The following is a 25,142-nucleotide window of genomic DNA, read 5'->3' as shown; positions in this document are numbered from 1 at the left end:
GAGATGATAAACGGCTATGCGCGCCGCCAGGTTACGTATGCGCGATGACAAACCGCACGGATGGCGTTCGCGTGTAGAGGAAAAGTAGGTTAGCGAGAATGGCGCAGGCTGCCGGGCGAGATACCGTAGCGGCGGCGAAACGCGGTGGCAAAGTTGGTGGCGTGCTGGTAGCCCGACATCCACGCCGCCTGCTGCACGCTGTAGCCTTCCAGCAGGTAGCGGCGCGCCAGCGCAAGGCGGCAGTCGCGCAGATACTCAAACAGCGTGCAGCCGTAGCGTTTACGGAATTTACCGCGCAGGCTGCTCTGGCTCATTGCCGCCAGCGTCGCCAGCTGTGCGAGCGTATGATCCCGCTCCGGAGACTGTTCAAGCAGGCAGCGCACGCGCTCCAGACGCGCCTGTTCAGGGCGGCAGGGGCTGGTCTGCTGAAGCTGATACAGGCCGTGGCCCAGCAGCTGATACATCGGCCCCTTCAGCAGTAGCTTACGCGACAGCGCGGTTAGCCCCTGCTGCTGCGCCTGCTGAATACCGGTGAGCACAAAGCCCGGCACCTGCCAGAGGAAGGTCGGGGTATTCAGCGCCCGCCACTCGGCCAGCAGAGAGTCCAGCAGGCTTTCGCGCTGCGCGTCGTCGGGATAGACGCCGAACGAGAGCGTTTTCAGAGTGCTGTTGGCGTCGTGACGCGCGCTCATCGCCTGCTGTTCGCTCAGCTGTGAAATGAACGCCATGCCGGACCGCACCGCGTATTCGGTGTCGCTGAGGCTAAGCGTGACGCAGCCTTCCAGCACCATCAGTATATAAAGCGGGCTGCTGTGGCGAGAGGTGGTTTCGTAGGGTTGAAGCACCCGCACGTCCGAGTGGGTAAGGGAAATGCCTGATGAGAGGGTCATCTCTTCCACGTCGCCCTGAAGCACCGGGCTGCCGATGGCCTGCGCGTCGCCAAGCTGCGGGAAGCGATAATCAATGCCGTAACGCTCGCCAAAAACCTGAAAATCCTCAACATAAAAGACACGTTTTTCTGAGGTGATTTCATTCTGGAGCATTATGCGTTGCCTGCGTCGGATAAAAATAATGTAAAACAGTAACATTCATTTATCGAGGCGGCAATGTGCGGATATTACCGTGCTCCAGCCGAAGCCGGAGCACAATATTACTATTCAGCGTGAAATATATTTACGCTTCCTGCCACTCAGCAAAAACCTCTTTATGGTTTTTGGTCAGGATAACTTTATTATCTTCCACTTTGTCGACCCAGCTCACTGGAATATAGTGGTGTTTACCACCCGCTTCAGGGTCGCTTTTAGCAAGCTTGATACGATCGCCGTCCAGATGGTCCACAACGCCGACGTGCGTTCCGCAGCTGGCTACAACCTGGGTATGATCCTTAATTTCGCTTGTATTTACCATGTTATATCTCCTGTTTCGGTTATATGGCTGTTGCACGAAATTAACTGTAGCCCATAAATTCGGTTTGCAGGCGCTTATTAGCATTTTGAAACATCATTGACAGAATAATAAAGTGCGACTATCCGCGTGAATACTTTATACGGCAAAAATAAGAATAAGATGAAATATTTTCGCCATGAAAAAATATCTCTCATAATTAAATTAACGCAACCAACCGAGGAGATATTTATGACGATACACAATAATCGTACAGAAATTTCACTGGCACTTGGGGAAGCGGTTCTCGACATCGTGCAAAAAGGGCATGAGGTATCGAGAGAAACTCTGGCGCAGACGATGAAAATCAAAGCGGAGAGAGAGCACGACGACGAGCGGCTGCTGAACTACTGGAAGGCCTGCAATATGCTCGTCTGACCGCAGCGGCGTTTAGCCTGGCTAAACGCCGCGCACGTTTAGGTTTACTCTTCGAAGAACCAGTAGCCCTGGTTAATCAGCCCGGTCAGCTCGTCGATAAACGCCGGGTTGTCCAGCGCCCCGCCAAGCTCGGCCTGACCGAGTTCGGTGAAGCGGCACAGCGCGTCGGCGGCGCTCGCGTCTGCGGTTTCATACAGCTCGCTGTTGATAAAGAAGCGATTGCCGATGTTCAGCACGCGCAGCCCGCTCAGGCGGGTTAACGTTTCGCCGCCCTGAAGCGCATCACGCACCTCTTCCGGCGTATACGGCGGCTCGGCGGCGGCGATATCCAGCTCGTGACGCGGCGTAGAGACAAAGCTGCCGAACCACTTCGTGAAATCATCCGGTTTGCTAATCAGGTCGATCATCATCTGACGAACGCGATCCAGCTCGTACTGCTCCACGCGGCCCGGGTGTTCGCGACAGGTCAGATCCGGATCGCTGTAGTGCTCGCCGCCCAGATCGTTTTCCAGCGCGTAGTCGGCAAAACTGCTGATCAGATCGCGGCCGTTCGGGCCACGGAAGCCGACGGAGTAGTTCAGCGCGGTTTCATGGGTGAAGCCGTCGTGCGGGAATCCAGGCGGAATGTAGAGGATATCGCCCGGCTCCAGATCTTCGTCGATGATCGGCTCAAACGGATCGACGTGCAGCAGCGCCGGATGCGGGCAGAACTGACGCATCGGCAGCTTGTCCCCCACGCGCCAGCGGCGGCTTCCCATCCCCTGAATGATAAACACGTCATACTGATCGATATGCGGGCCCACGCCGCCGCCCGGCACGGAGAAGGAGATCATCAGGTCGTCAAGACGCCAGTCCGGCAGGACGCGGAACGGACGCACCAGCTCGGCGGCAGGCATATGCCAGTGGTTTACGGCCTGCGCCAGCAGCGACCAGCCGGTTTCGCCGAGATCGTCAAAGTGCTCGAACGGGCCGTTGCTGGCCTGCCATTTACCGTTGGTATGGCTCACCAGGCGGCTATCGACTTCCGGCTCCATCGCCAGGCCTGCCAGTTCGTCCGGGGTAATAGGATCGACAAAATTCGGGAAGGCATTTTTCAGCACAACGGGTTGTTTTTGCCAGTATTTCTCAAGAAATTCCGGCCAGTTCAGGTTCAGTTGATACGCCATGGGAAGCACCAGTAAAAGGGTAAACAGGCGCGATTATGGAAGAGAGCGTGCGGGGGCGTATTGTCATGGGTCAAGTTAGGGCGTGTAGGTCGGGTAGGCGCAGCCGCCACCCGACACACGTACGGCCTGAAACTTAATCCAGCTTTAACTCATCAAAATGGGTAATCATTTTACCCACGATGCCGTAATCCAGCGCTTCTGCCGGCGACATCCAGAAGTTACGGTCGGTATCTTTTTTCACTTTTTCCAGCGGCTGGCCGGTGGCGTCAGCGATCAGCTTATTCACGCGATCCAGCATACGAATAATTTCGCGGGCTTCGATTTCGATATCCGTCGCCTGACCGCGCACGCCGCCCAGCGGCTGGTGGATCATGAAACGAGTATTCGGCAGGGAGTAGCGGTGCTCTTTTTTCGCAGCCAGGAAGATGGTGATCCCCGCGCTGGCGACCCAGCCGGTGCCGATCACGTGAACGTCCGGGCGGATGAACTTGATAAAGTCGTGGATGGTATCACCCGCTTCCACGTGGCCGCCCTGGCTGTTGATGTAGAGCTTGATCGGATCGTTGCTGACGCTTTGCAGCAGGATCATCTGGGTAATGACCTTCTCGGCCAGCTCCTGGTTGATCTCACCGGAGATCACAATCGAACGAGACTCCAGCAGCTTCTGTTGCAGAGCGCCCGCGCCGTGCGTCCCTTCTGCTTTCTCTTTGTCGCCATCTTTCAGTGTGTAGTGCATGTTATTTCCTCAGCATGTCGCGCTCAAAACCAGAGTGTAGCCTGTTTTGCCAGGCAAAGTCCTCAGGCGCCGTAATGCGAAAACCGACGCGCGTGGCAGGACCGTTCAGGGCCGGGCGTGGTGTACATAAAAACAGCGTTTCAATCCTAACCCTTTCGCCACATATTTATTACACTTCCTATTCATATCATTATCATATTCATAAATGATAATGATAACTAATGTGTTAGTATGAATGAGCATAGCAAACAGTCGCTTACGTTCATGTCGCGGCGGTTTTATTCTCACTTTTATTACCGATCATACGCCGGGGCAGTGCATGGAACACATTGTTTATGTGGTTGATGACGATGATGCAGTCAGACAGTCCGTTGTGGGGCTGCTGGAGTCTGCGGGCTTAAACGCCATCGGCTTTTCATCAGCGGAAGCCTTCCTCCAGCACCCGTTCGAAGAGTTACCCTCCTGCGTGATCCTCGACATGCAAATGCCCGCCATTAGCGGCTTTGAGGTCGCAGATGCGCTGCGCTCTAACGGCCGGGAGATCCCGATAATCTTTCTCACCGGCCACGGGACGATCCCCATGTCCGTGCGGGCGATTAAGGGCGGCGCCTACGAATTTCTCACCAAACCCGTTGAATCCTCAGCCTTAATTGACTCCATCGAGTCGGCGCTCAAGCTCGCTCAAACCAATGCAGACCAGTTCAAAGCCCACTACGCGCTGAAGCAGCGCCACATGTCCCTCACCCCGCGCGAGCACGAGGTGCTGACGCTGGCGATCAGCGGCCTGTTGAATAAGCAGATTGCCGCCGAGCTTGGCGTCAGCGAGATCACGGTCAAAGTCCATCGCCGCCGGGTAATGGAGAAGATGCAGGTGCGCTCCGTGGCGGAGCTGGTCAGGGCCGTTGAGCGCCTGACCAACCCTCAGCCCGCAGAGTAATTCACCGCACGGCAATCGGCAGCGCAAAGGTAAAGACGGTGCCGTGCGGCTCCCGGCGACGGGCAGTCAGCTTGCCACGGTGGCGCTCAATAATGCTGGCGCTGATGGTCAGCCCCATTCCCATTCCCTGCGCTTTGGTGGAGTAGAACGAATCGAAAATCTGCTCCAGCCGCTCCGGCTCTATGCCGCTGCCGGTATCGGCTATCTCAACCACGACACTCTCCTCCACGTTGCTGGTGGCAAGCGTGATGGTACAGGGGCGCGACGTTACTTCCGCCATCGCCTCCACCGCGTTCATCACCAGGTTGAGCAGCACCTGCTGGATCTGCACGCTGTCGCCGGTGATAAAGCTGTTTGCGGCGCTCAACCTGTCATCAACGCTAATGTGTCGCAGCTCCAGCTCGCTGCGCGACAGCATGATGATGTGGTGGATCAGATAGTGCAGATCGATGCGCGTGAAGGTCGGATCCTGCTTGCGGGTCAGCGACTGAATGCTGCGAATAATCTCTCCCGCCCGCTCGCCCTCGGCGGCGATCTCCTCCAGCCCTTCCCGCACCTTATCCAGCCGGGCCGGTTCCCGGTTGAGCCAGCGCAGGCTGGCCCCGGCGTTGGACACGATGGACATCAGCGGCTGGTTGATCTCGTGGGCAATCGAGGAGGTCAGCTGCCCGACGGTCGTCGCCCGGGACACCCGCGCCAGATCTGCCTGCGCCACCCGCATGGCATCTTCCGCCGCGCGCTGGCTGGTGATGTCGGTGATGATGCCGTAATACTCGTTCACCTCGCTGCCCACCCCCACCGGATCGCCGATGCCGAGGATATAGCGCGTGGAGCCGTCGGTACGGTTGATGCGAAACTCCGCCCGCATCGACAGCCCTTCCCGCACGCTCTGGTTCACCAGCGTGCTTATGCGGGCGTAGTCGTCCTCGTGGACGAAGGTCAAAAACTCCGCCATTGAGATCATCTTCTGCTGTTCCGGCAGGCCGAGGATCCGGGCGTACTCTTCTGACATAAACATCAGATCCTGCTCCAGCTCCCAGCGCCAGCTGCCGGTGTGGCTGATCTGCTCGCCGAGCATCAGCGAGGTCTGGCTGGCGCGCAGCTCTTTCTCCACGCGCCGACGCTGAATGTTCTCCGCCAGCAGTTCGGCGTACAGGCGCGCCGTTTCCAGCGACACCGCCGCCTGCGCCCCCAGCAGGCTCACCACCCGCGAGTGCTCGGCGGTAAAGACCTCCGGCATCAGGCGGTTTTCCAGATACAGCACCCCCACCAGCCGCGCCTGTTTGAACATCGGCACGCACATCACCGCCGCGCCCGAGGTCACCAGATAGGGATCCTGGCTAAACGGATGAAACTCCTCCGGCTTGCCGGTGCGGATCTCCTGCCCGGTGCGGATCACCGCCGCGAGCACCGACAGCGGCATGTCCGTCGCCATCGGCGCGTCTTTGAGGATCCGCACCCGCACACCGTCGGCGCTGGTCCAGGCGCTGGCCTCGATCTCCGGGATATGGCTGTCGTTAACGCGAAGCAGCAGCCCGCGCTGCGCCCCGGCGCGCTCCAGCAGCAGCGTCATCAGGTTCTCGATGAGCCGCTCCAGATTGATCTCTTCCGAGAGGGCGCGCGACGCCTTGATCACGCTCTGTAAATCGCGGATCACTTCGTTCTGGGCAAAGGCAACGGTGTCGTAACCGCTGGTCTGCCCCGACGCCAGCAGATGCGGGAAATCCTGCTCCAGCTGGCGCACTTTGGCCTGCGCCCCCGCGCGGCCCCAGGCGGCAATTGCCCCGCGAAAGTGGGCATCCGAGGCCGTCGGGTAGCCGCAGGCCAGCGAAAAGCGCCCCGCCAGCTCGTGCGCCAGCGCGTTAATCGGATTGAATCCCCCTTCCCGCGACAGCCGTACCGCTTTTTCATACTGCTCCAGTGCGATGCTGTTCATGCCGTCCAGACGCACGATTTCGGCGTAGATCAGCGCCTCTTTGTCGGCGAAGGTGCCGGGGTTGATCCGCGCCCACAGGGCGATGTTGTCGTAGTGGGCGTGAATGCTGCGGCGACAGTCCGCCGAGAAGGTTTCCGGCGTCAGCTGCCTGGAGAGCGACAGGGCGCTGTAGAGATGGTAATCCAGCAGGTGAATATGGCCGGGCGCAGACCACGCGTACCAGCCCGCCTGCTCCAGCATGGCCTGCGCGTCGGCATACTCCCCGCAGGTAAAATGCGCCATCCCGCGATAGAGCCAGTACCAGAACAGCATCGTGGACGTCTGCTGCGGAGCCTGCTCGGGCGAGGCCGGAAGCAGCGCCTCCGGCAGCACCTGCGACGCGCTCCAGGTGCCCGTCACGGGCGTGCGCAGGAATTCAACGTAGTGGCGCTGCACCATCAGGATGGCCTCCACGTCCTGAAAATGGGTTTTACGCACGAAGGCCAGGCCGCGATCGATACTGGTCAGCACCCCGTCCAGATGATCGCCACGCGAAAGGAAGTTAATCACCTGATGACAGGCGGCGAAGCAGGCCATCGTCATGTCGCCGTGGGTTACGGCGGCGGTAAAGCAGGCTTTGGCGCATTCAATGGTGAACGATAAAGGCTGGGTCCAGACGCTGAGCTGGTCGAGCGGCAGCAGGGTTTTCGCCTCGAAGGCGTCGTAGCCGTGGCGGTTCACCAGCGCGCGGGCCAGCGTGCCGTACTCAAACCCGAGGCGATATTCCGCGTAACGGTGGCCAATCAGCACGCCGAACCAGGCCATCGCCGTGGTGGAGGCGCCGGTAATGCCGCGATCCAGCGTCAGGTGCATCATGCGGCACAGCAGTAAAAAGTGCAGGCGCGGGCAGGTAAAGCTGGCGAAGATGCTGGCGCTGTAGAGCAGGTTCATTACCGCTTCGGTTTCGGCGTTCTCCATTAGCGACAGTCGGGCAAAGGGGTTTTGCGGCGCATCGCCCACCCGGTTGCAGAACTGCTGCCAGGCCTCGTCGCACTCGGCGTCCTGCGGGTGGCGGCTCACCTGAATGCCGAAAATCCCCAGCCAGCAGAGCGCGGCCTCCAGCGCGAGGCGAATATCCGACTGGCGCATGTAGACCTCTGCCAGCAGGTTGGCGGCCAGCGCTTTTTCCGTCAGCCCGCCCGGCGAGCCGAGGATCGTATCGCACAGCTCGCGGGTTCGCTCCAGATGCCCGAGCGCGAACTCGCAGCCCGCCTCCTCGATATCGAGCATAAAATCGGAGATCGCGCCGCTGTTGCCCAGCGCTCTGGCGGTGCGGATATAGCTCAGCGCCGAAAGATAATCCCCGGTGCGCTTCGCCCGCCGCGCGGCCAGCAGGCTCAGCTCGCGGAACATCTGGCGCTGGGGCGCGGGCTGAATACAGTCCAGCGCGGCGGTAACGTGATGCACCGCGCGGAACAGCAGCTCGTTGCCCGCAGCCTGACGCGCGGCGTCGGCGAGCAGGCTGGCGGTGGTCAGGTGCAGGTGGCTTTTCTCCTGCGGGTCGAGCAGGGCAAAGGCCGCCTCCTGCACCCGGTCGTGGGTGAAGGCGTACTCTTTGTCCGTCAGCACGATCAGCTGGGCGATCGTCGCCGGGTGCAGGGCGTAGCGGATCTCCGCGAGCGACATCCCCACCACGCGGCACATCATCTCCAGCTCCCCCGAACAGCCGAGGCAGGCGATGCTGCCCAGCAGACGGCGCGTCGCCTCGGGCATCTCCTCAAGCTGTTTAAGCACCAGCGTCACCACGTTTTCAGTGTAGTGGCGGGCGCGGATGGCCTGTAAATCGTACTGCCAGCGATCCTGATGCTTGTTATGCACCACCAGCCCGTCGTCGACGATACGGCGGAAAAACTCGTGTACAAACAGCGGATTGCCGCCGGTTTTCTCGTGGATCAGGGCGGCGAGATCGGCCGTACTGCCGCTGCGCACGTGAAACATCTCCCCCAGCCAGCGCGCCACCGCTTTTTCGCTGAGCGGCTGCGGGGTCAGGGCGGTGGCGGTCTGCGCGGCGTCCGTCAGGCTCGCCAGCTGCGCCTGCTGGGCGGCATCGGCGAGCGAGGCCAGATCCCGGTGCGCGACCACCACCAGCAGGGGAATAGCCCCGGCGGTGGTCAGAAGATGCTTCAGCGTGTGCAGGCTGGCGGCGTCAATCCACTGGATATCATCCAGCAGCAGCACCAGCGGCGCGCCCTGGGTGGCGAAGGTATTCACCAGCACCTGCACCATATGGCTAAAGCGCGCCCGCGCGTCGATGGAAAAGGTATCGGCGGACACCCGCGGTCGGGTATCGAGCAGTAAATTCAGCTCCGGGACCAGGCTCACCGCCAGCGCGTCGTAGCCCTCAAGGGCGCGGGACAGGCGGATTTTCCACTTCGCCACCTGCTCGGCGGGCAGGCCGAGCAGGTGCAGCGTCAGGCTGCGAAACGCCGAGCTTAAAACGCCGTAGGGCAGCGAGGGGGAAAACTGATCGACCTTGCCCACCGCCAGCAGTACCCTGCGCCGGGAAAGCGCCTTCAGCGCGGTGGCGATAATCGAGGATTTGCCGATCCCGGAAGGGCCGCCGATGGTCACCAGCTCCACCACCGTGTTCTGCGCCACCCGCTCAAACGCGGCCATCACCTCGCTTGCCTGCGGATGGGCGGCGAAAAGCGACTCCGCCAGATGAATCGCCGGGCTTCTGTCCTGCTGGCCCGGCGTAAAGGTGACGATCTCCCCTTCGCTGGTCAGGGTCGCCTGACAGCGGCGGAGATCGGCAATCAGCCCCTCCACCGTCTGGTAGCGGTTGTCCGGGTTTTTCTCCAGCAGCTTAAGCAGGATCGTCGACAGCATCTCGGGCACGTCCGGGCGCACCGCGCCGGGCGACAGGGGCTCAGAAGCAATGTGGTAGTGCGCCCAGCTGGTCTGGTCGTCCGCGCCCAGCTCAAACGGCAGCCGCCCGGTCAGGAGCTCATAGAGCACCACGCCGAGGCTGTACAGGTCGCTGCGGCTGTCGACGGGGCGCTGGGTGCGGGTGGTGTGCTCAGGGGACATATAGGCGGGCGTGCCGCCGGAGACCGTCAGCCTGGCGTGGAAGAACGCCCCGGCGGTGCCCGTAGAGAGGCCAAAGCTGCCCAGCCGACAGGTGGCATCGCGATGCACGAAGATGTTGCCGGGCTTGATATCGCCGTGGATCAGGTTTTGCAGATGCATCTGGCGCAGCGGGACGCAGATGCGGATCGCCAGCTCGATAAAGCGGGCAATGCCGGAGATGGCCCTGCCCGCGCGGCAGGCCAGCAGATCGAACGAAAACGGCGCGTAGACCAGCGCAAAACGCCCCCGGTACTGGGTGGAGGCCACGGGGCGAATCGCCCAGGCGTCTTGCAACGCGTCGCGCAGGGCAAACTCATTTTTCAGCAGCCGGGTGGCCCGCTCTTCTTCTTCATCGCTGACGGCGGTCGCCATAATAAAAGAGCCGCCGGAATGGGGATGGCGTGCGTTCATCCAGGAGATGCCTCCCTCCTGCGCCAGCACGGTAAAAATGACATCCTCTTTCAGAACAAAAGCCCGCCCTTCGTGGAGATGTCCCTGGGCGGGCCAAAAGGCAGGCTGCTCGTTTTCGTTCATCCGCGATCCTTATTGTCGGCGGGCCAGCTCCCGCTGGATGTGATCCAGCAGAATATCGATGTTAATAGGCTTACGCAAAAATGCAGCGGCGCCCAGGCTGAGAGCGTACCGCTGCATATTTTCATCTGCATGACCGGAGATAAAGAGTATTGGCGGCGGCGGCGCGGCCAGGAGCTGTACCTTTTCGAACAGCTCCAGCCCGCTCATGCCGCGCAGCTTGATATCGGTAATGACCAGCGCCGCGCCGGTCAGCGCGAGCGGATGGCTCAGAAACACTTCCGCCGAATCAAACGACTCTGCCGTATACCCTTCCGACTCGAGAAGGTTACACAGCCCGCTGCGGACAGAACGTTCGTCATCAATGATGGCAATGCGCCACGGCAGCGTCATGCTGTCTTTCCTCAAAAAATTACGCGTCGCGATTTTCCTTCGCGGGCGCGGGGGGCGCAGTACCGCTTATCTTCGGCACGCACTCATGGCGAAACCAGGCCAGCGTCAGCGGCTCGCGACTGGCTAAACGACGCCCCACCGGGATCAGCTGTTCGCCCACCAGCATGCCGAACAGGCCAAGCAGCGCAACGACCGGCGGCGCCGGAGAATGGACATCGAGCAGGGCGTAAATTACCCCGGCGGCCACGCCGCACACCAGCGAAATTATCCACGCCTTCATGATGAGGCTCCCGTCGGGTGGTGAACCTCAGAGACCGTGACCTGGGCGGGGGTATCGCGGGACAGCAGATGGCGCATCGCCTGTTCCCCCGCCAGCATACCGAGCAGGCCAACTAACGCCAGCGCGGGCGGCGCGGGGGAGCGCACCTTCAGCACGGCGTACAGCAGGCCAATCAGCACGCCTGCCGCGAGGGATATCAACCCTGTACTCATTGTGAACTCCAGAGAAAGAGTCAGTGGCGAGCCGGATGAGGGGCCAGCCCGCCGCCGGGACTTAGCGAGCCGGAACCGGCGCTAAGGTGCGGTGCTCACTCTTCTGGCGAGAAGCGGCCTTGTGAACCATGGTGTAGGCGTAATCCACGCCCATGCCGTAGGCGCCGGAGTGCTCACGCACGATATCCATCACCGCGGTGTAGGTCTCTTTGCGCGCCCAGTCACGCTGCCACTCCAGCATCACCTGCTGCCAGGTCACCGGGATCACGCCCGCCTGGATCATGCGCTGCATCGCGAAGTCGTGGGCTTCTTTGGAGGTGCCGCCGGACGCGTCCGCCACCATGTAAATTTCGTAATCGCCTTCCAGCATCGCGCACAGGGCAAAGCTGTTGTTGCACACTTCGGTCCACAGCCCCGCCACGACCACCTTCTTCTTGCCGTTGGCTTTCAGCGCGTCACGCACCTTCTGGTCATCCCATGAGTTCATGGAGGTGCGCTCGAGGATATCCTGACCCGGGAACACGTCCAGCAGCTCCGGATAGGTGTTGCCGGAGAAGCTTTCGGTCTCAACGGTGGTGATGATGGTCGGGATGTTGAACACCTTTGCCGCTTTCGCCAGCGCCACGGTGTTGTTTTTCAGCACCTGGCGGTCAATTGACTGCACGCCAAACGCCATCTGCGGCTGGTGGTCGATGAAAATAATCTGACAGTTGGCAGGGGTTAAGACTTCGAGCTTTGAAGTGGTCATAGGTTTATCCAGTGAGGTTGAAGAAAGAAAATCGTCGCGAGTCGCACGGCGATAAAGTCGACCTCATCCTATGTCTCACCTGACGCGGACGTAATTATCTCTTCGTATAGTTAACCTTCGGTATAGCTATACGCGGGTATAACTATACTTTGGTATACCTATCCTATTGTATAACTGGATCTTTGCTGAAACCGGTTCCCATAATCCTGACCATTCCCCCTGAGTCTGGAGCAGTTATGGTTACCCTCGGAAAAGCCGATCTTATTCTGGTTAACGGCCAGTTTCACACCGTCGATCGCGAGAACCCTGTCGCTGAAGCCGTCGCCGTGCGCGACGGGAAATTCCTGGAAGTCGGTACCGTCGCCGAGGTGATGCAACACCACTGCGACGGCACTAAAGTGGTGGATTTAAAAGGCCACACCGCCATCCCCGGCCTGAACGATTCGCACCTGCACCTGATCCGCGGCGGGCTGAACTACAACCTCGAACTGCGCTGGGAAGGGGTGCCGTCGCTGGCCGACGCCCTGCGGATGCTAAAAGAGCAGGCCCTGCGCACGCCGTCGCCCCAGTGGGTGCGCGTGGTGGGCGGCTGGAGCGAGTTCCAGTTTGCCGAGCGCCGGATGCCAACGCTTGACGAAATTAACGACGCCGCGCCGGACACCCCGGTATTTATCCTGCACCTGTACGACCGCGCCCTGCTCAACCGCGCCGCGCTGAAGGTGGTCGGCTACACCAAAGACACGCCAAACCCGCCGGGCGGGGAGATCCAGCGCGACGCCAACGGCAACCCGACCGGGATGCTGATTGCCCGTCCGAACGCCATGATCCTCTACGCCACGCTGGCGAAAGGGCCGAAGCTGCCGCTGGAGCAGCAGGTCAACTCTACCCGCCAGTTCATGCGCGAGCTGAACCGCCTGGGGCTGACCAGCGCCATCGACGCGGGCGGCGGCTTCCAGAACTACCCGGAAGATTACGAGGTGATTGCCGAGCTGCACGAGAAAAAGCAGATGACCATCCGCATCGCCTATAACCTGTTTACCCAGCGTCCGGGCCACGAGCTGGAAGACTTTGAAAAATGGACCGACATGCTCACGCCGGGCCAGGGCAGCGACTTCTTCCGCCACAACGGCGCGGGCGAGATGCTGGTCTTCTCCGCCGCCGATTTTGAAGACTTCCTCGAACCGCGCCCGGACCTCGCGCCGGGCATGGAAGACGAGCTGGAGCGCGTGGTGCGCCATCTGGTGGAGCACCGCTGGCCGTTCCGCCTGCACGCCACCTATAACGAGTCCATCAGCCGGATGCTGGACGTGTTCGAGAAGGTGAACCGCGACATTCCGTTCAACGGCCTGCACTGGTTCTTCGACCACGCTGAAACCGTCACCCAGGCCAACATCGACCGCATCAAGGAGCTGGGCGGCGGCATCGCCGTGCAGCACCGTATGGCCTTCCAGGGGGAATACTTCGCCGAGCGCTACGGCATCGACGCCACCCGACACACGCCGCCGGTGGCGAAAATGCTGGAAACCGGCGTCCCGGTAGGCTTAGGCACGGACGCGACCCGCGTGGCGAGCTACAACCCGTGGACCGCGCTCTACTGGCTGGTCTCCGGACGCACCGTCGGCGGGATGCAGATGTACGACCACAGCGCCCGCCTGGATCGCGACACTGCCCTGATGCTCTGGACCCAGGGCAGCGCGTGGTTCTCCAGCGAGCAAAATCAAAAAGGGCAGATCAAAGTGGGCCAGCTCGCCGATCTGGCCGTCCTGAGCAAAGACTACTTCCGCGTGCCGGAAGAGGAGATCAAGGGCATCGAGTCGGTCCTCACGGTGGTGAACGGCGATATCGTCTACGCCGCAGGCGCCTTCGGCCCCCTCGCTCCGCCGGCCATTCCGGTGCTACCAGACTGGTCCCCGGTCGTTAAGGTGCCGGGCCACTACCGCAGCGCACCGCCGCAGGCCGCACGCGTGGGGATGAACGCGGTCCACCACTGTAGCGGCCCGTGCGGGGTTCACCGCCACCAGCACGATTTTGCCCGCACGTCTGACATGCCGGTATCCGACGATAACGCTTTCTGGGGGGCGCTGGGTTGCAGCTGCTTTGCATTCTGATGAAAAACGCCATTGCTTCGCCCCGGATCGACCTGGGGCTGTTTTTCCTGCGCCTGACCGGCAGCCTGCTCCTCCTGTACGTTCACGGGCTGCCGAAGGTGCTGCACTTTAGCGACGAGCTGACGCGCATCGAAGATCCGTTTGGCTTCGGGCCGTACGCCAGCCTGATCCCGGCGATTATCGCTGAGGTAGTTTGCCCGCTGCTGATTATCGCCGGGGTTTACACGCGTCTGGCGTGCCTGCCGATTATCGCCGTGCTGCTGGTGGCGATGCTGGCGGTGCATCCGGGCTGGTCGATTGCCGAAGGGCAGTTCGGCTGGCTGCTGCTGATTATCTTCACCACCCTCGCCCTGACCGGGCCGGGGCAGTGGCGATGGCAGCGTAAATCAGCGGAGAGGTTCGCATGACCCAGGTCAACGACGTTCGCGACGCACAGGTTGAGCCGCCCCACCCGCAGACGGTGTCGTCCTGGCAGCCGCTAAGCCAGCCGGTGTTTCGGATGCTGTGGATAGCCACGGTGGTGTCGAACGTCGGCTCGTGGATGAGCGACGTGGGTATCAACTGGAGCATGCTGACCCTGAGCGCCGATCCGCTGGATATCGCGCTGGTGCAGGCGGCGAGCAGCCTGCCGATGTTCCTCTTCGCCCTGCCCTCCGGGGTGATGGCGGACATTGTCGACCGCCGCAAGTATCTGCTGTTCTCCCAGCTGTGGGTCTTTATCGCCGCCGCCGGGCTGACGCTGCTCTCGTTTACCGGGCAGGTCACGCCGGGCGTGCTGCTGGTGGCGACCTTCCTGCTGAGCGTGGGTGCCGCCATGAGTTCGCCGCCGTTTCAGGCGATTGTCCCGGATCTGGTGAGCAAGCCGGAGCTGGGCGCCGCCGTGGCGCTTAACTCGCTCGGGGTGAACATCAGCCGGGCGATTGGCCCGGCGCTGGGCGGTTTTCTGCTGTCGCTCGCCGGGCCGTGGATGGTGTTTGCGCTGAACGCGCTGTCGGTGATGGGCGTGGCGTACGTGCTGTGGCGCTGGCGTCCGGCTCCGTCGGTGCAGCGCCTGCCGCCGGAGCACTTTTTCTCGGCGGTACGTTCCGGCATTCGCTACGTCCACGCCGCCCCGGTGCTGCGCAACGTGCTGGTGCGCACGGTGGCCTTTTTCGTCTTCGGCAGCGCGGGCTGGGCGCTACTGCCGCTGGTGGCGCGCCGCGAGCTGGGCTTAGGCCCGGCGGGATACGGGGTGATGCTGGCGTGCATTGGCCTGGGGGCGATTGCCGGGGCGATCCTGCTGCCGCGCCTGCGCCAGCGGCTAAACGCCGATCGGCTGATGGTGGCCGCGAGCCTGACCTTTGCCGTCACCATGCTGGCGCTGGCGTTCGTGCGCCACTTCTGGCTGCTGAACCTGTTTGAGTTCTTTACCGGCTTCGCGTGGATCGCGGTGCTCTCCACCCTGAACCTCGGCGCGCAGCGCAGCGCGGCGCGCTGGGTGAAGGCCCGCGCGCTGGCGGTCTATCTGACGGTGTTCTTCGGGTCGATGACCGCGGGCAGCGCCGTCTGGGGCCAGCTTGCCTCGCAGTTCGGCACGCCGACCTCGCTGCTGATCGCCACGCTCGGGATGGTGCTGGCAAGCGCCACGGTGCTGCGCTGGAAGCTGGAGAAAGATCCGGATCTGAACCTCGATCTGAGCGGTCAGCCGCTGGACGGCGTGGAGATCGACCTGCCGAACGAGCGCGGCCCGGTGCTGGTGTCCCACGAGTACATTATCGATCCGCAGAACGCGACGGCGTTTTTGCAGGCGGTACACGAGCTGCGCCGGGTGCGCCGCCGCGCCGGGGCGATGAGCTGGGCGGTATATGAAGATATCGAACGTCCGGGTCTGTTTATCGAGACCTTCCTGATGGGCTCCTGGATTGAGCATCTGCGCCAGCAGGAGCGCCACACCATGAACGACCTCCTGCTGCAAAGCCGCGTTCTGGCTTTTCATCAGGGCACAACCTCACCGGCAATTCGCTATCTGGTCGCGCCGGTATAACCATAACAATCACCTGTAGGGGTACACACTATGGCAACGTTTAAGGCAAAAGACGGCACGCAGATTTACTACAAAGACTGCGGCGCGGGTAAACCGGTTCTCTTCAGCCACGGCTGGCCGCTGGACGGCGATATGTGGGACAGCCAGCTGAACTATCTGGCCGAGCGCGGCTTCCGCGCCATCGCCTTTGACCGTCGCGGCTTTGGCCGTTCCGATCAGCCGTGGAACGGTTACGACTACGACACCTTTGCGTCAGACATTAACGACCTCATCACCACGCTCGATTTACAGGACGTGACGCTGGTGGGCTTCTCCATGGGCGGCGGCGACGTGACCCGCTACATCAACAACTACGGCAGCGCGCGCGTGGCCGGGCTGGCGCTGCTGGGGGCGGTGACGCCGATTTTCGGTCAATCCGACAGCTATCCGCAGGGCGTGGATCAGAGCGTGTTCGACGGCATTCGCGACGGGCTGCGTAAAGATCGCGCCCAGTTCATCAGCGATTTCGCCACCCCGTTCTACGGCACCAACGCCGGGCAGACCGTGTCCGCAGGCGCGCTGACCCAGACGCTGAACATCGCACTGCTGGCCTCGCTGAAAGGCACCATCGACTGCGTAACCGCCTTCGCTGAAACCGACTTCCGCCCGGATATGGCGAAAATCGACGTGCCGACGCTGGTGATCCACGGCAGCAACGACCAGATCGTGCCGTTTGAAACCACCGGGAAAGTGGCGGCGGAGATGATCGAGAACGCGACGCTGAAGGTGTACGACAACGCGCCGCACGGCTTTGCGCTCACCCATCAGGATCAGCTTAACGAAGATCTGCTGACCTTTGTGCAGTCGCTGTAATCTTGCTGGCCGGGTGAAGGTCGCCGTCACCCGGCTACAAAATTAAATAACGCTTCAGGGGGAATATGATTGTATTTCCCCTGATGACATTTCTAAACTCTTGAAAAAGTATTATTCCTGGATATCCGTCAGGGGTATATTCTGATTTATAAAAGATTGAATTAATTAGATGATATTATATCAAACAATATTATAAACCTGTGATCATAGCGACCAAACGCAGGCGTATTGTTCTGATATGAGAAGTCCATATATGTTAAAGCAATTCTTTATATTCCTCGTACTCATGGTAAGTGGAACAGAGGCCAGTCTGGCAGCGACAAGTTGTGTGACTGTGACAAAGTACCCTGTTATTAGTTTTTCCGGCGCGGTTCAGGTGAGTCCCTCAGCAGCAATTGGATCGGCTATAGCGACGGGGCAAACGCTAACAACGCTAAACAGTAATTTGCAGGGAGGATCTATTACTTACTTCCTCTTTGCAGGCACGCCAGTCAGCGGAGTCACCTATAGCGTAAATGGTGCAGCAGTGTTTCCAACTAACTTGGCAGGTGTGGGTATATCTGTATGGGCGGATAATAACATTCCAAAATCGACCGCATTAAGCATCTCAAAACCCGATGGCGTCGGGTACGTCACGATGAACTACAATATTTATTACGCATTAGTCAAGACCGCAAACGTCACATCGAGTGGTACGGTTAATTCGGTTGTGTTTAATCAACTCATTAATGACTGCCTTGTAAGTGGCATGCTTGATAATTATGCAATTAATATAGCCGTAACGGGTGCGCCAACCGTTTCCATTAAAGCCTGTACCGTTGACAATCCCGCCATCAACGTCCCGCTCGGCACGACAAAAAATACCGCCTTCACTGGCATCGGCAGTACGGCCAACACCCAGACGTTTACTGTCTCTTTAACCTGCTCGCAGGCAGCCAGCGCCAAAATCACCCTGTCACCCGGCAGCAGCGGCGCGTTCAACGCGGCGAGCGGCGTGATTAACCTCGACCCTTCGACGACGGGCACGGTGGCGACAGGGGTGGGTATTCAGCTCTTGTATAACAATGCAGCCGCACCGTTGAACAGCGCCATTAGCGTCGGTTCCTTAACCGCCGCAGGAAACCTGACGGTGCCGTTAAGCGCGCGCTATTACCAGACGGCGACTAAGGTGACGGGCGGCGTGGCGAACGGAACGGCCACGTTTACCATGACCTACAATTAAGTTTTCGAGTCAGCCATCATACACACCGGGAAATTAAACCGTCCCGGCGGAATAGAGCGTATAATATTCCATGAACATTTCAGTATGCAATTTTTAATATTGTATTTTTAACTTACACAGAGAAAACAGGCCTGAAATAAGTGACAGGAAAAGGTGTTATCTGATTTAAGTTGAGACCAACGTTCCGCTATTACATTTAAGCCCAATTAATATTATCTTAATTGACAGCTATGCCCGATCTTCATCCGGTATATTTTTAAGATAATTTATTGGTGTTGAACATGTTAAAAAAAAACCTTCTTTTTGCTTTTTTGATTTTTATTGGTTTTCGCAGTTGGGCAGCAGGCGACTGTGTTGCTATAAACCAATATCCCGTTATCAGTTTTTCAGGGAACATTCAGGTTGATCCTTCAGCGGCAATTGGATCGGCAATTGCTACCGGGCAAACCCAGATGGTGTTAACAAACCTGACGCCTCAATATCAGGTACAGATAAATTTAATTTTTGCATCAACTCTTATTAGCAACGTCACCTATAGTGTGAACAGCGCCAGCGTTCATTCAACCAATATTGATGGTGTGGGTATTTCTGTCTGGTCAGATAATTCAGTCCCAAAGAAGAACAGCGCAATTATGATAACGAAAAAAGCGGCAGCCTCTGCCGCGACGACCACGCATAACATTTACTACGCATTAATAAAAACAGCTAACGTGGCGTCGAGCGGCACACCAAACTCGGTAGTCTTCAACTCATTCCTTTTAGCCTGTGATGCCCACAGTAGCGGCATGAGTAATTATATATATAACAATATAGCAATTACCGGCAATCCAACGGTGACGGCAAAAGCCTGTACCGTGAACAATCCCGCGATTAATGTCCCACTCGGTACGACAAAAAACACCGCATTTACTGGCGTTGGCAGCACGGCTAACACCCAGACTTTCAACATTTCTTTAACCTGCTCGCAGGCAGCCAGCGCCAAAATCACCCTTTCCCCCGGCAGCAGCGGCGCGTTTAACGCGGCAAACGGCGTGATTAACCTCGACCCGGCGACAGCGGGCACAGTGGCTACGGGTGTGGGGATTCAGCTTTTGTATAACAACGCCGCCGCACCCTTGAACAGCGCCATTAGCGTCGGCTCGGTGGCAGCGGCTGGAAATCTGACGGTGCCGTTAAGCGCACGCTACTATCAAACGGCGAGTACGGTGACGGGCGGGGTGGCGAACGGAACGGCCACGTTTACCATGACCTACAACTGAGAAAAAGCCAGCCCGTTGATGGGCTGGTTTTGTGGGATTTACAGAAGAGTACCGTACCGATCTGAAGGCAGGTTACGCACGGAAGGATGCGCGGTGCTCAGGGCATACACATCAAACGAGCTGTATTCATCACTGGCGAACTTGCCCTTGGTGTGCAGAAAATCGATGTACGCGCCCTTCACCCCTTTCACTTTGGTCATCAGCGCTTCGGCGAGCTTCATCTTGCAGTAGAGCTCGAAGGTGCTCATCACGCCCAGCTTGTGCATCGCGTTTCGTTTGTGCAGGCTTTGCGTTTTCGACAGCGTGACGCCCTGTCCGGTATACATAATAAAATCCAGGGTACTCATTTCCGTCGCGGTTAAGCGCTCGAAGATATTTTTCTGGCGCGGATAGAACGACGGCTGCTGCGATATTATCGCCATTGCACCCAGCAATTTTTCAATCAAAACATCCTCTTTCGCATCCAGCGTTATAAAGCAGACATTCCTGTCAAAGAAAATGCCGGAAAAAATACGCTTAATGGCCGGTGTGCAAAAAACCACGGCGTAATCAGCATCCAGCAGCTCGGAAGAGTGAGGTAAATAGATGCAGTCTGCATCATCCGGCAGAATAAACACCTTGAGCGTGTCGCGATTATATTTCGCTGCGCACAACTTTCCGAGGTTTTTTGCGAACAGCGCGGACATGCTCTCTTTATAGAAGTTATTCGCGGTAACAATCTCAATATTCATTTGTTCTCACTCACTCAGCCAGTGGCACATCATGGAAGTCAGCGGCTCGCGTCATCTCTTTTGATCCAGAGCAAGAATCCAGGCGCTTCGCTTCGCACGTTTTTTGATGTGCCAACGATACGCCTAAAATTTACCTTGCTGGAATTTAAATCCAGAAAGAACAAATAAAGACATATTTTTACCCGCTTTTTATATTTTTATAGATTTTTAAACCAGAATTGAGCGTAGGGTGTTACAACCACACGCTCGATGTGGTCGCACAGAGAGGAGAAGAGACTGAAATTTTCCTGGCGCTTTGGACGTTTTTCATGCGACTCACCTGCTTTTCTCTCAGCTGATATGATGCGAACACCAGGTCAGAAAAGCCTTCCGAACGTCGGGATAAATCGCCAGCAAAGTAAACGACATGCACTGACTGAAACTATTATCAGGCGATAGAAACCCCGTTAAGACAATATTCAAATTCTGATTTAAGGATTTATTTCAGGCATACAAAATGCGCTGCGATCGACTATTCCTAAAGCGAAAAAGATCGCATTTCTGATAAATTACAAAATTATCCTTACAATTCATTAAGATACATGTAAAAGCAGAAAAAACATCAGCACTGCGACATCAATTAAGTCGGTCATAAACACCAAAAACAAGGTTCTAAACACTCGAAAATCAGAATTTTTCACTACTTAATCCTAAAAGAGCAGCTCAAAAGACAAGATTAGCCTCCAACTCCGCTGACTCCACTCAACACAAAAAGAGACATATTGTGATCCGATTAAAAAAAAATAGAATGAGCCCCGTCAGCAGGAAATGCGTATGGACAGGGATCGTTAAGACACCGAGTCTGAGAGTATTACCGCTTGTATAAACATCGCTTGCTTGCAGGTGAATATTATCAGTGCACTTTATTGGAAGGCAAAGTACTGCTGGCATCTCCATTCCGTTATTCACCAATACCAGGGAATCGGAATTTAACCTTAATAAAAATAAAGCTCCTCCGGTAATAATCCGGACGGAACCAGGAACCGGACTATGAAAAAGCAATTTATCGCATTAAGCATTATGGCAGGCCTGTTCACCGCGACCGCAGTGAACGCAGCAGACGGCACCATCAACTTCACCGGTAACATCACCGATGCAGCCTGTACCGTTGATTCCACCTCTGCAAGCCAGACCGTTAACCTCGGTACCGTTGCATCATCAGCGTTTACCGCTGCGGGCGTGACTGCTGCACCAACGGCGTTCACCATCGATCTGTCCAGCTGCCCAGAGACTGTGACCGCGGCATCCGTTAAGTTCGACGGTACCTCTGATACCACCAACACCCAGATCCTGAAGCTGGCTTCCACCAGCACCGCGACTGGCGTTGGCGTGGCTATCTATGAAAAAGACGGCAGCACCCTGGTGCCTATGCACACCGCGTCTGCTAAGCAGACTATCGACAGCTCGCTGACCACTAACAGCCTGGCGTTCATCGCGAAATACATGTCTACCGCAGCGTCTGTTACCGCGGGTACTGCGAACGCAACGACTGATTTCACCATCGCTTACAACTAAGCATGGTCTGGCAGGCCGGGCACCCGGCCTGCCCTTTTTCCCCCATCTCTTTTCATTCATCACCAGGAGGATCGCATGCGCTGGTTTTCTGCCTTTTGTATGGCAGGTCTGTTACTGAGTTCAAGCCAGACCTTTGCTGGCGTCATCGTTGGCGCAACGCGCATCGTTTTTAATGCGGACAAACGCGAAGCCGAGCTGACGGTTGAGAACCCAACCAAAACTGTTCCGTATCTGATTCAGTCATGGATCGACAACTATGTGGAATCCGATACCCAAAAACCGCCGTTCACCATGACGCCGCCGCTGTTCCGTCTGGATCCGGGCCAGGAGAATATCCTGCGTATTATCCCGACCTCCACGGCGCTGCCGCAGGATCGCGAATCGGTATTTATGGTTAACGTGAAATCGATCCCCTCTTCAGAGGAAACCAACAAAAACCAGCTGCAAATTACCGTGCGCACGCGCATTAAGCTCTTCTGGCGCCCGACTGCGCTTAGCAATGAAGACGCGGCAAAAGCCTATGAAGCGCTGACCTTTAGCCGTCAGGGCGGCAACGTGGTAGTGAACAACCCGACCCCGTACTACGTGTCGTTTTACAGCGTGAATATCGGCGGCAAAGAGATTAAAGACGCCGGCATGGTCGCGCCACGCAGCACGCTTGCCCTGAAAGCCTCCAATGGCGGCCTGGTTCGCTGGAAGGCGATTGACGATTTCGGCGGTATCACCAAAGAGGCTCACGCCACGCTCTAACCCATTTCAGAACGTAGCCAGTCACACCCCACCCATCGACAAAAACAACAATACGGGACAGTTATGAAACCTTTTGCGGATGTTCACCTGTGCAAAATGCCGCCCTTTAAATTGTCGCTGCTGGCCTGCCTTATTCCAGGCCTGATGTTCGTCCATCCTGTACTGGCACGGGACTACTTCAACCCAAGCGCCATCGACCTGCGTAACGGCGGACAAGCGGCGGATCTGTCAAGCTTTGCCGAAACCGGGGGGCAGGCGCCGGGGGTGTATCACGTCAATATCTATGTGAACGGGGAGCAGGCTGAAACCCGCGACGTGAACTTCGTGTCCGAAGAGGGCAAGCTGCGCCCCGAGCTGACGCTCGCCCAGCTGAAGCAGTGGGGCGTGCAGGTTGCGCTCTTCCCTGAACTGGTCAGCCTTAAAGATGATGCGATAATTACGCAGCCGGGGAAATACATTCCTCAGGCCGATACCTCACTGAACTTTAGCCAGCAGCGTCTGGATATCTCCGTGCCGCAGGCGGCGATGGGGAATCAGGTGCGCGGCTACGTCGATCCTTCACAGTGGGATCACGGCGTGCCGGCCCTGTTGCTGAACTACACCTATAGCGGATCGCAGACCGACTACAAACGTCAGAGCGGGACCTATGAAAGTAACTTTTTAAACCTGCGCAGCGGCGCCAACGTTGGTCCGTGGCGTCTGCGCAACTACTCGACCTGGAGCAGCACCAGCAACACCGGTTCGAAGTGGAACTCGGTGAACAGCTATTTGCAGCGCGACATTCAGAGCCTGCGCGCCCAGCTCACGATGGGCGACAGCAACACGCCGGGCGAAGTGTTTGACAGCGTGCAGTTCCGCGGGGTGCAGCTCGCCTCCGACGACAACCAGCTGCCGGACAGCCAGCGCGGCTTTGCGCCAATCATTCGCGGGATCGCCCAGTCCAACGCGCAGGTCACCGTGCGCCAGAACGGCTACATCATTTATCAGTCGTATGTCCCGCCGGGGGCGTTCGCCATTAACGATCTTTACCCGACCGGCTCTCAGGGCAACCTGGACGTGACCATCCGTGAAGCCGACGGCCGCGAGCAGCGCTTTGTTCAGCCCTACTCTTCCCTGCCGATCATGCAGCGTGAAGGCCAGCTGAAATACGGCGTGGTGGGCGGGAAATACCGCAGCAGCGTGTCGGGCTCCCGGGAGATGGAGTTCGGGCAGCTCAGCCTGATTTACGGCCTGCCGGCGAACACCACGCTGTACGGCGGCGTGATTGGCGCGGGCGATTATCAGTCGGCGGCTATCGGTATCGGTCATGGCTTCGGCGAGCTGGGCTCCGTTTCGGCGGATGTGACCCAGTCCAGAACCAAAATGCGCGATGACAGCAAAGAGCAGGGCCAGTCGTACCGTATCCAGTATTCCAAAGATATCGCCGAGACCGGCACCAACTTCACGCTGGCGGGCTATCGCTACTCGACTAACGGCTTTTATGACTTCCAGGAAGCCAACGAAATGGTGCCGAACGGGGAACCGGGCACCTTCTGGTACGGGCACAAGCGCAGCCGTACCCAGCTCAACATCACCCAGACGCTCGGGGATTACGGCAGTTTTTATCTGTCCGGCTACGACCAGCGCTACTGGGGGCAAAGCGGCAGCGAACGTAACCTGGCGGTGGGCTACAGCGTCAATATGTGGAACATGACCTGGGGCCTGAACTACACCTGGACCCGCCCGGCAGACAAAGGGCCGGACAACCAGCAGCTGGCCTTCTCGCTGTCGATCCCGCTGGGGCAATGGCTGCCGAACGCCAACGCCTACTACAGCGTGACCACCGACAAGCAGCATAAAACGGTGCAGCAGGCCGGCCTGAGCGGGACGGCGCTGGCCAATAACAACCTGAACTACAGCATCAGTCAGGGTTACACCAACAAAGGCGAAGGTAACAGCGGTTACGCCACGGCGGACTACAAAGGCACCTATGGCGAAGTGACGGGCGGATATAACTACTCCCAGGATACGCGCCAGGTGAACTACGGTCTGGCGGGCGGCGTTATCGTCCATCCGTATGGCGTCACGCTGTCGCAGCCGCTGGGCGATACGGTTGCGCTGGTCAGGGCGCCGGGGGCGTCCGGCACGCTGGTTGAAAACCACTCCGGCGTGAAGACCGACTGGCGCGGCTACGCCGTTGTACCGTATGTGAGCGCCTACAAACGTAACCGCGTGGCGCTGGATACGCAGACGCTGGCGGAGAACGTGGATGTGGATCTGAAAACCCAGAACGTGGTGCCGACCCAGGGCGCGGTGGTGGTGGCTGACTTTAAAACCCGCGTCGGTTCGCGCGTGCTGATGACGCTGCTGTTCGGCGGCAAACCGCTGCCGTTTGGCGCCCTGGTGACGCTCGACGGCGAAGAGGGCTCCGGAACCGGGATTGTGGGCGACGGCGGTCAGGTTTACCTGAGCGGCGTGCCGGATAAAGGCTCGCTGGTGGCGAAATGGGGTAACGGCAACGGCCGTACCTGTCGCGCAGACTTTGTGCTACCGCCGCAGAAAAAAGACGAATCGTCGCTACGGTATCTCGACAGCGTGGCGTGCCGTTAACACTGTTCAGGCTTTCCATTATTCGTGATGGGAAGCCTTTTTGAATCTTCACAATGAGAACGTGAAAAATGCGTAATGTTAATGCCTGTTTATTGGCGACAAGAAAAGGGGCTGCGGGGGCTATGCGCGGGTTATTGCTGATGCCGCTGTTTAGCCTGATGGTGATTTTGTCGGGGTCGCTGTTTT

21 protein-coding genes are annotated in these 25,142 nt (G+C 58.3%); 11 read left to right on the top strand and 10 right to left on the bottom strand.

Annotation, left to right across the window (positions count from 1 at the left end):
• Nucleotides 1-89: 89 nt before the first annotated feature.
• Nucleotides 90-1,043 carry a helix-turn-helix transcriptional regulator gene (locus ACSVHP_RS03205; RefSeq protein ID WP_447550966.1) on the bottom strand — a complete coding sequence of 318 codons (954 nt, stop codon included), beginning with the start codon at nt 1,041-1,043 and terminating at the stop codon, nt 90-92.
• 130 nt (nt 1,044-1,173) lie between these two features.
• Nucleotides 1,174-1,407: a DUF2171 domain-containing protein gene (locus ACSVHP_RS03200; RefSeq protein WP_234673780.1), complete on the bottom strand. Its 234-nt coding sequence runs from the start codon at nt 1,405-1,407 to the stop codon at nt 1,174-1,176.
• Nucleotides 1,408-1,635: 228 nt separating this feature from the next.
• Between ACSVHP_RS03200 and ACSVHP_RS03195 the strand changes: the two genes are divergently transcribed.
• Nucleotides 1,636-1,821: a DUF2767 domain-containing protein gene (locus tag ACSVHP_RS03195; RefSeq protein ID WP_234673779.1), complete on the top strand. Its 186-nt coding sequence runs from the start codon at nt 1,636-1,638 to the stop codon at nt 1,819-1,821.
• Nucleotides 1,822-1,865: 44 nt separating this feature from the next.
• Here the strand turns inward: ACSVHP_RS03195 and ACSVHP_RS03190 are convergent, their stop codons facing one another.
• Together ACSVHP_RS03190 and ACSVHP_RS03185 are read right to left on the bottom strand one after the other, a co-directional pair.
• Complete coding sequence (locus tag ACSVHP_RS03190; protein ID WP_447550963.1) at nt 1,866-2,987, bottom strand: ribosomal protein uL16 3-hydroxylase; 1,122 nt, start codon at nt 2,985-2,987, stop codon at nt 1,866-1,868.
• A gap of 133 nt (nt 2,988-3,120) precedes the next feature.
• Nucleotides 3,121-3,723: an ATP-dependent Clp protease proteolytic subunit gene (locus ACSVHP_RS03185; protein WP_234673777.1), complete on the bottom strand. Its 603-nt coding sequence runs from the start codon at nt 3,721-3,723 to the stop codon at nt 3,121-3,123.
• Nucleotides 3,724-4,042: 319 nt separating this feature from the next.
• Here ACSVHP_RS03185 and ACSVHP_RS03180 point away from each other — a divergent pair, with 319 nt between their 5' ends.
• Nucleotides 4,043-4,660: a response regulator transcription factor gene (locus tag ACSVHP_RS03180; protein WP_447550961.1), complete on the top strand. Its 618-nt coding sequence runs from the start codon at nt 4,043-4,045 to the stop codon at nt 4,658-4,660.
• 1 nt (nt 4,661) lies between these two features.
• On the opposite strand, the gene ACSVHP_RS03175 is transcribed toward ACSVHP_RS03180, so the two are convergent.
• The 5 genes from ACSVHP_RS03175 to ACSVHP_RS03155 all read right to left on the bottom strand — a co-directional run bounded on the left by ACSVHP_RS03175 (nt 4,662) and on the right by ACSVHP_RS03155 (nt 11,868).
• Nucleotides 4,662-10,238: a trifunctional serine/threonine-protein kinase/ATP-binding protein/sensor histidine kinase gene (locus ACSVHP_RS03175; protein WP_447550960.1), complete on the bottom strand. Its 5,577-nt coding sequence runs from the start codon at nt 10,236-10,238 to the stop codon at nt 4,662-4,664.
• 9 nt (nt 10,239-10,247) lie between these two features.
• Complete coding sequence (locus tag ACSVHP_RS03170; RefSeq protein ID WP_417312757.1) at nt 10,248-10,628, bottom strand: response regulator transcription factor; 381 nt, start codon at nt 10,626-10,628, stop codon at nt 10,248-10,250.
• A 19-nt stretch (nt 10,629-10,647) separates the two neighbouring features.
• The gene (locus ACSVHP_RS03165) at nt 10,648-10,908 is read right to left on the bottom strand and encodes a XapX domain-containing protein (protein WP_417312756.1); all 261 of its coding nucleotides are present in this window, start codon (nt 10,906-10,908) and stop codon (nt 10,648-10,650) included.
• Nucleotides 10,905-11,120: a DUF1427 family protein gene (locus ACSVHP_RS03160; protein WP_447550959.1), complete on the bottom strand. Its 216-nt coding sequence runs from the start codon at nt 11,118-11,120 to the stop codon at nt 10,905-10,907. The genes ACSVHP_RS03165 and ACSVHP_RS03160 overlap by 4 nt, the downstream gene beginning before the upstream one ends.
• 61 nt (nt 11,121-11,181) lie before the next feature.
• On the bottom strand, nt 11,182-11,868 hold the full coding sequence (locus ACSVHP_RS03155) for a hydrolase (protein ID WP_417312752.1): 687 nt from the start codon (nt 11,866-11,868) through the stop codon (nt 11,182-11,184).
• A 236-nt stretch (nt 11,869-12,104) separates the two neighbouring features.
• Between ACSVHP_RS03155 and ACSVHP_RS03150 the strand changes: the two genes are divergently transcribed.
• From ACSVHP_RS03150 to ACSVHP_RS03125, 6 genes are all read left to right on the top strand, one after another.
• The gene (locus ACSVHP_RS03150; RefSeq protein ID WP_447550957.1) at nt 12,105-13,976 is read left to right on the top strand and encodes an amidohydrolase; all 1,872 of its coding nucleotides are present in this window, start codon (nt 12,105-12,107) and stop codon (nt 13,974-13,976) included.
• A complete protein-coding gene (locus ACSVHP_RS03145; protein ID WP_417316468.1) occupies nt 13,976-14,383 on the top strand; it encodes a DoxX family protein in 408 nt (135 codons plus the stop codon). The genes ACSVHP_RS03150 and ACSVHP_RS03145 overlap by 1 nt, the downstream gene beginning before the upstream one ends.
• Nucleotides 14,380-15,999 carry an MFS transporter gene (locus ACSVHP_RS03140; RefSeq protein WP_447550956.1) on the top strand — a complete coding sequence of 540 codons (1,620 nt, stop codon included), beginning with the start codon at nt 14,380-14,382 and terminating at the stop codon, nt 15,997-15,999. The genes ACSVHP_RS03145 and ACSVHP_RS03140 overlap by 4 nt, the downstream gene beginning before the upstream one ends.
• A gap of 30 nt (nt 16,000-16,029) precedes the next feature.
• A complete protein-coding gene (locus ACSVHP_RS03135; protein WP_447550955.1) occupies nt 16,030-16,851 on the top strand; it encodes an alpha/beta fold hydrolase in 822 nt (273 codons plus the stop codon).
• 253 nt (nt 16,852-17,104) lie between these two features.
• Nucleotides 17,105-18,073, top strand: coding sequence for a fimbrial protein (locus tag ACSVHP_RS03130; RefSeq protein WP_447550953.1), 969 nt, complete (start codon nt 17,105-17,107; stop codon nt 18,071-18,073).
• Between the two features lie 281 nt (nt 18,074-18,354).
• Complete coding sequence (locus ACSVHP_RS03125; RefSeq protein WP_447550952.1) at nt 18,355-19,332, top strand: fimbrial protein; 978 nt, start codon at nt 18,355-18,357, stop codon at nt 19,330-19,332.
• A 38-nt stretch (nt 19,333-19,370) separates the two neighbouring features.
• Here the strand turns inward: ACSVHP_RS03125 and ACSVHP_RS03120 are convergent, their stop codons facing one another.
• A complete protein-coding gene (locus ACSVHP_RS03120; protein ID WP_447550950.1) occupies nt 19,371-20,063 on the bottom strand; it encodes a hypothetical protein in 693 nt (230 codons plus the stop codon).
• Between the two features lie 1,029 nt (nt 20,064-21,092).
• On the opposite strand from ACSVHP_RS03120, the gene ACSVHP_RS03115 reads away from it, so the two are divergent.
• The 3 genes from ACSVHP_RS03115 (at nt 21,093) to ACSVHP_RS03105 (ending at nt 24,956) form a co-directional block, all read left to right on the top strand.
• The gene (locus tag ACSVHP_RS03115; protein WP_447550948.1) at nt 21,093-21,617 is read left to right on the top strand and encodes a fimbrial protein; all 525 of its coding nucleotides are present in this window, start codon (nt 21,093-21,095) and stop codon (nt 21,615-21,617) included.
• A 75-nt stretch (nt 21,618-21,692) separates the two neighbouring features.
• Entirely contained in the window at nt 21,693-22,367 is a 675-nt protein-coding gene (locus ACSVHP_RS03110; RefSeq protein WP_447550947.1) for a fimbrial biogenesis chaperone, read from the top strand.
• Nucleotides 22,368-22,430: 63 nt separating this feature from the next.
• A complete protein-coding gene (locus tag ACSVHP_RS03105; protein WP_447550946.1) occupies nt 22,431-24,956 on the top strand; it encodes a fimbria/pilus outer membrane usher protein in 2,526 nt (841 codons plus the stop codon).
• Nucleotides 24,957-25,142: the final 186 nt, after the last annotated feature.

It is taken from the genome of Enterobacter sp. 186315 (assembly GCF_053290175.1).
The sequence above is the reverse complement of the archived record's forward strand: the minus strand, read 5'-3'. Positions and strand labels throughout refer to the sequence as shown.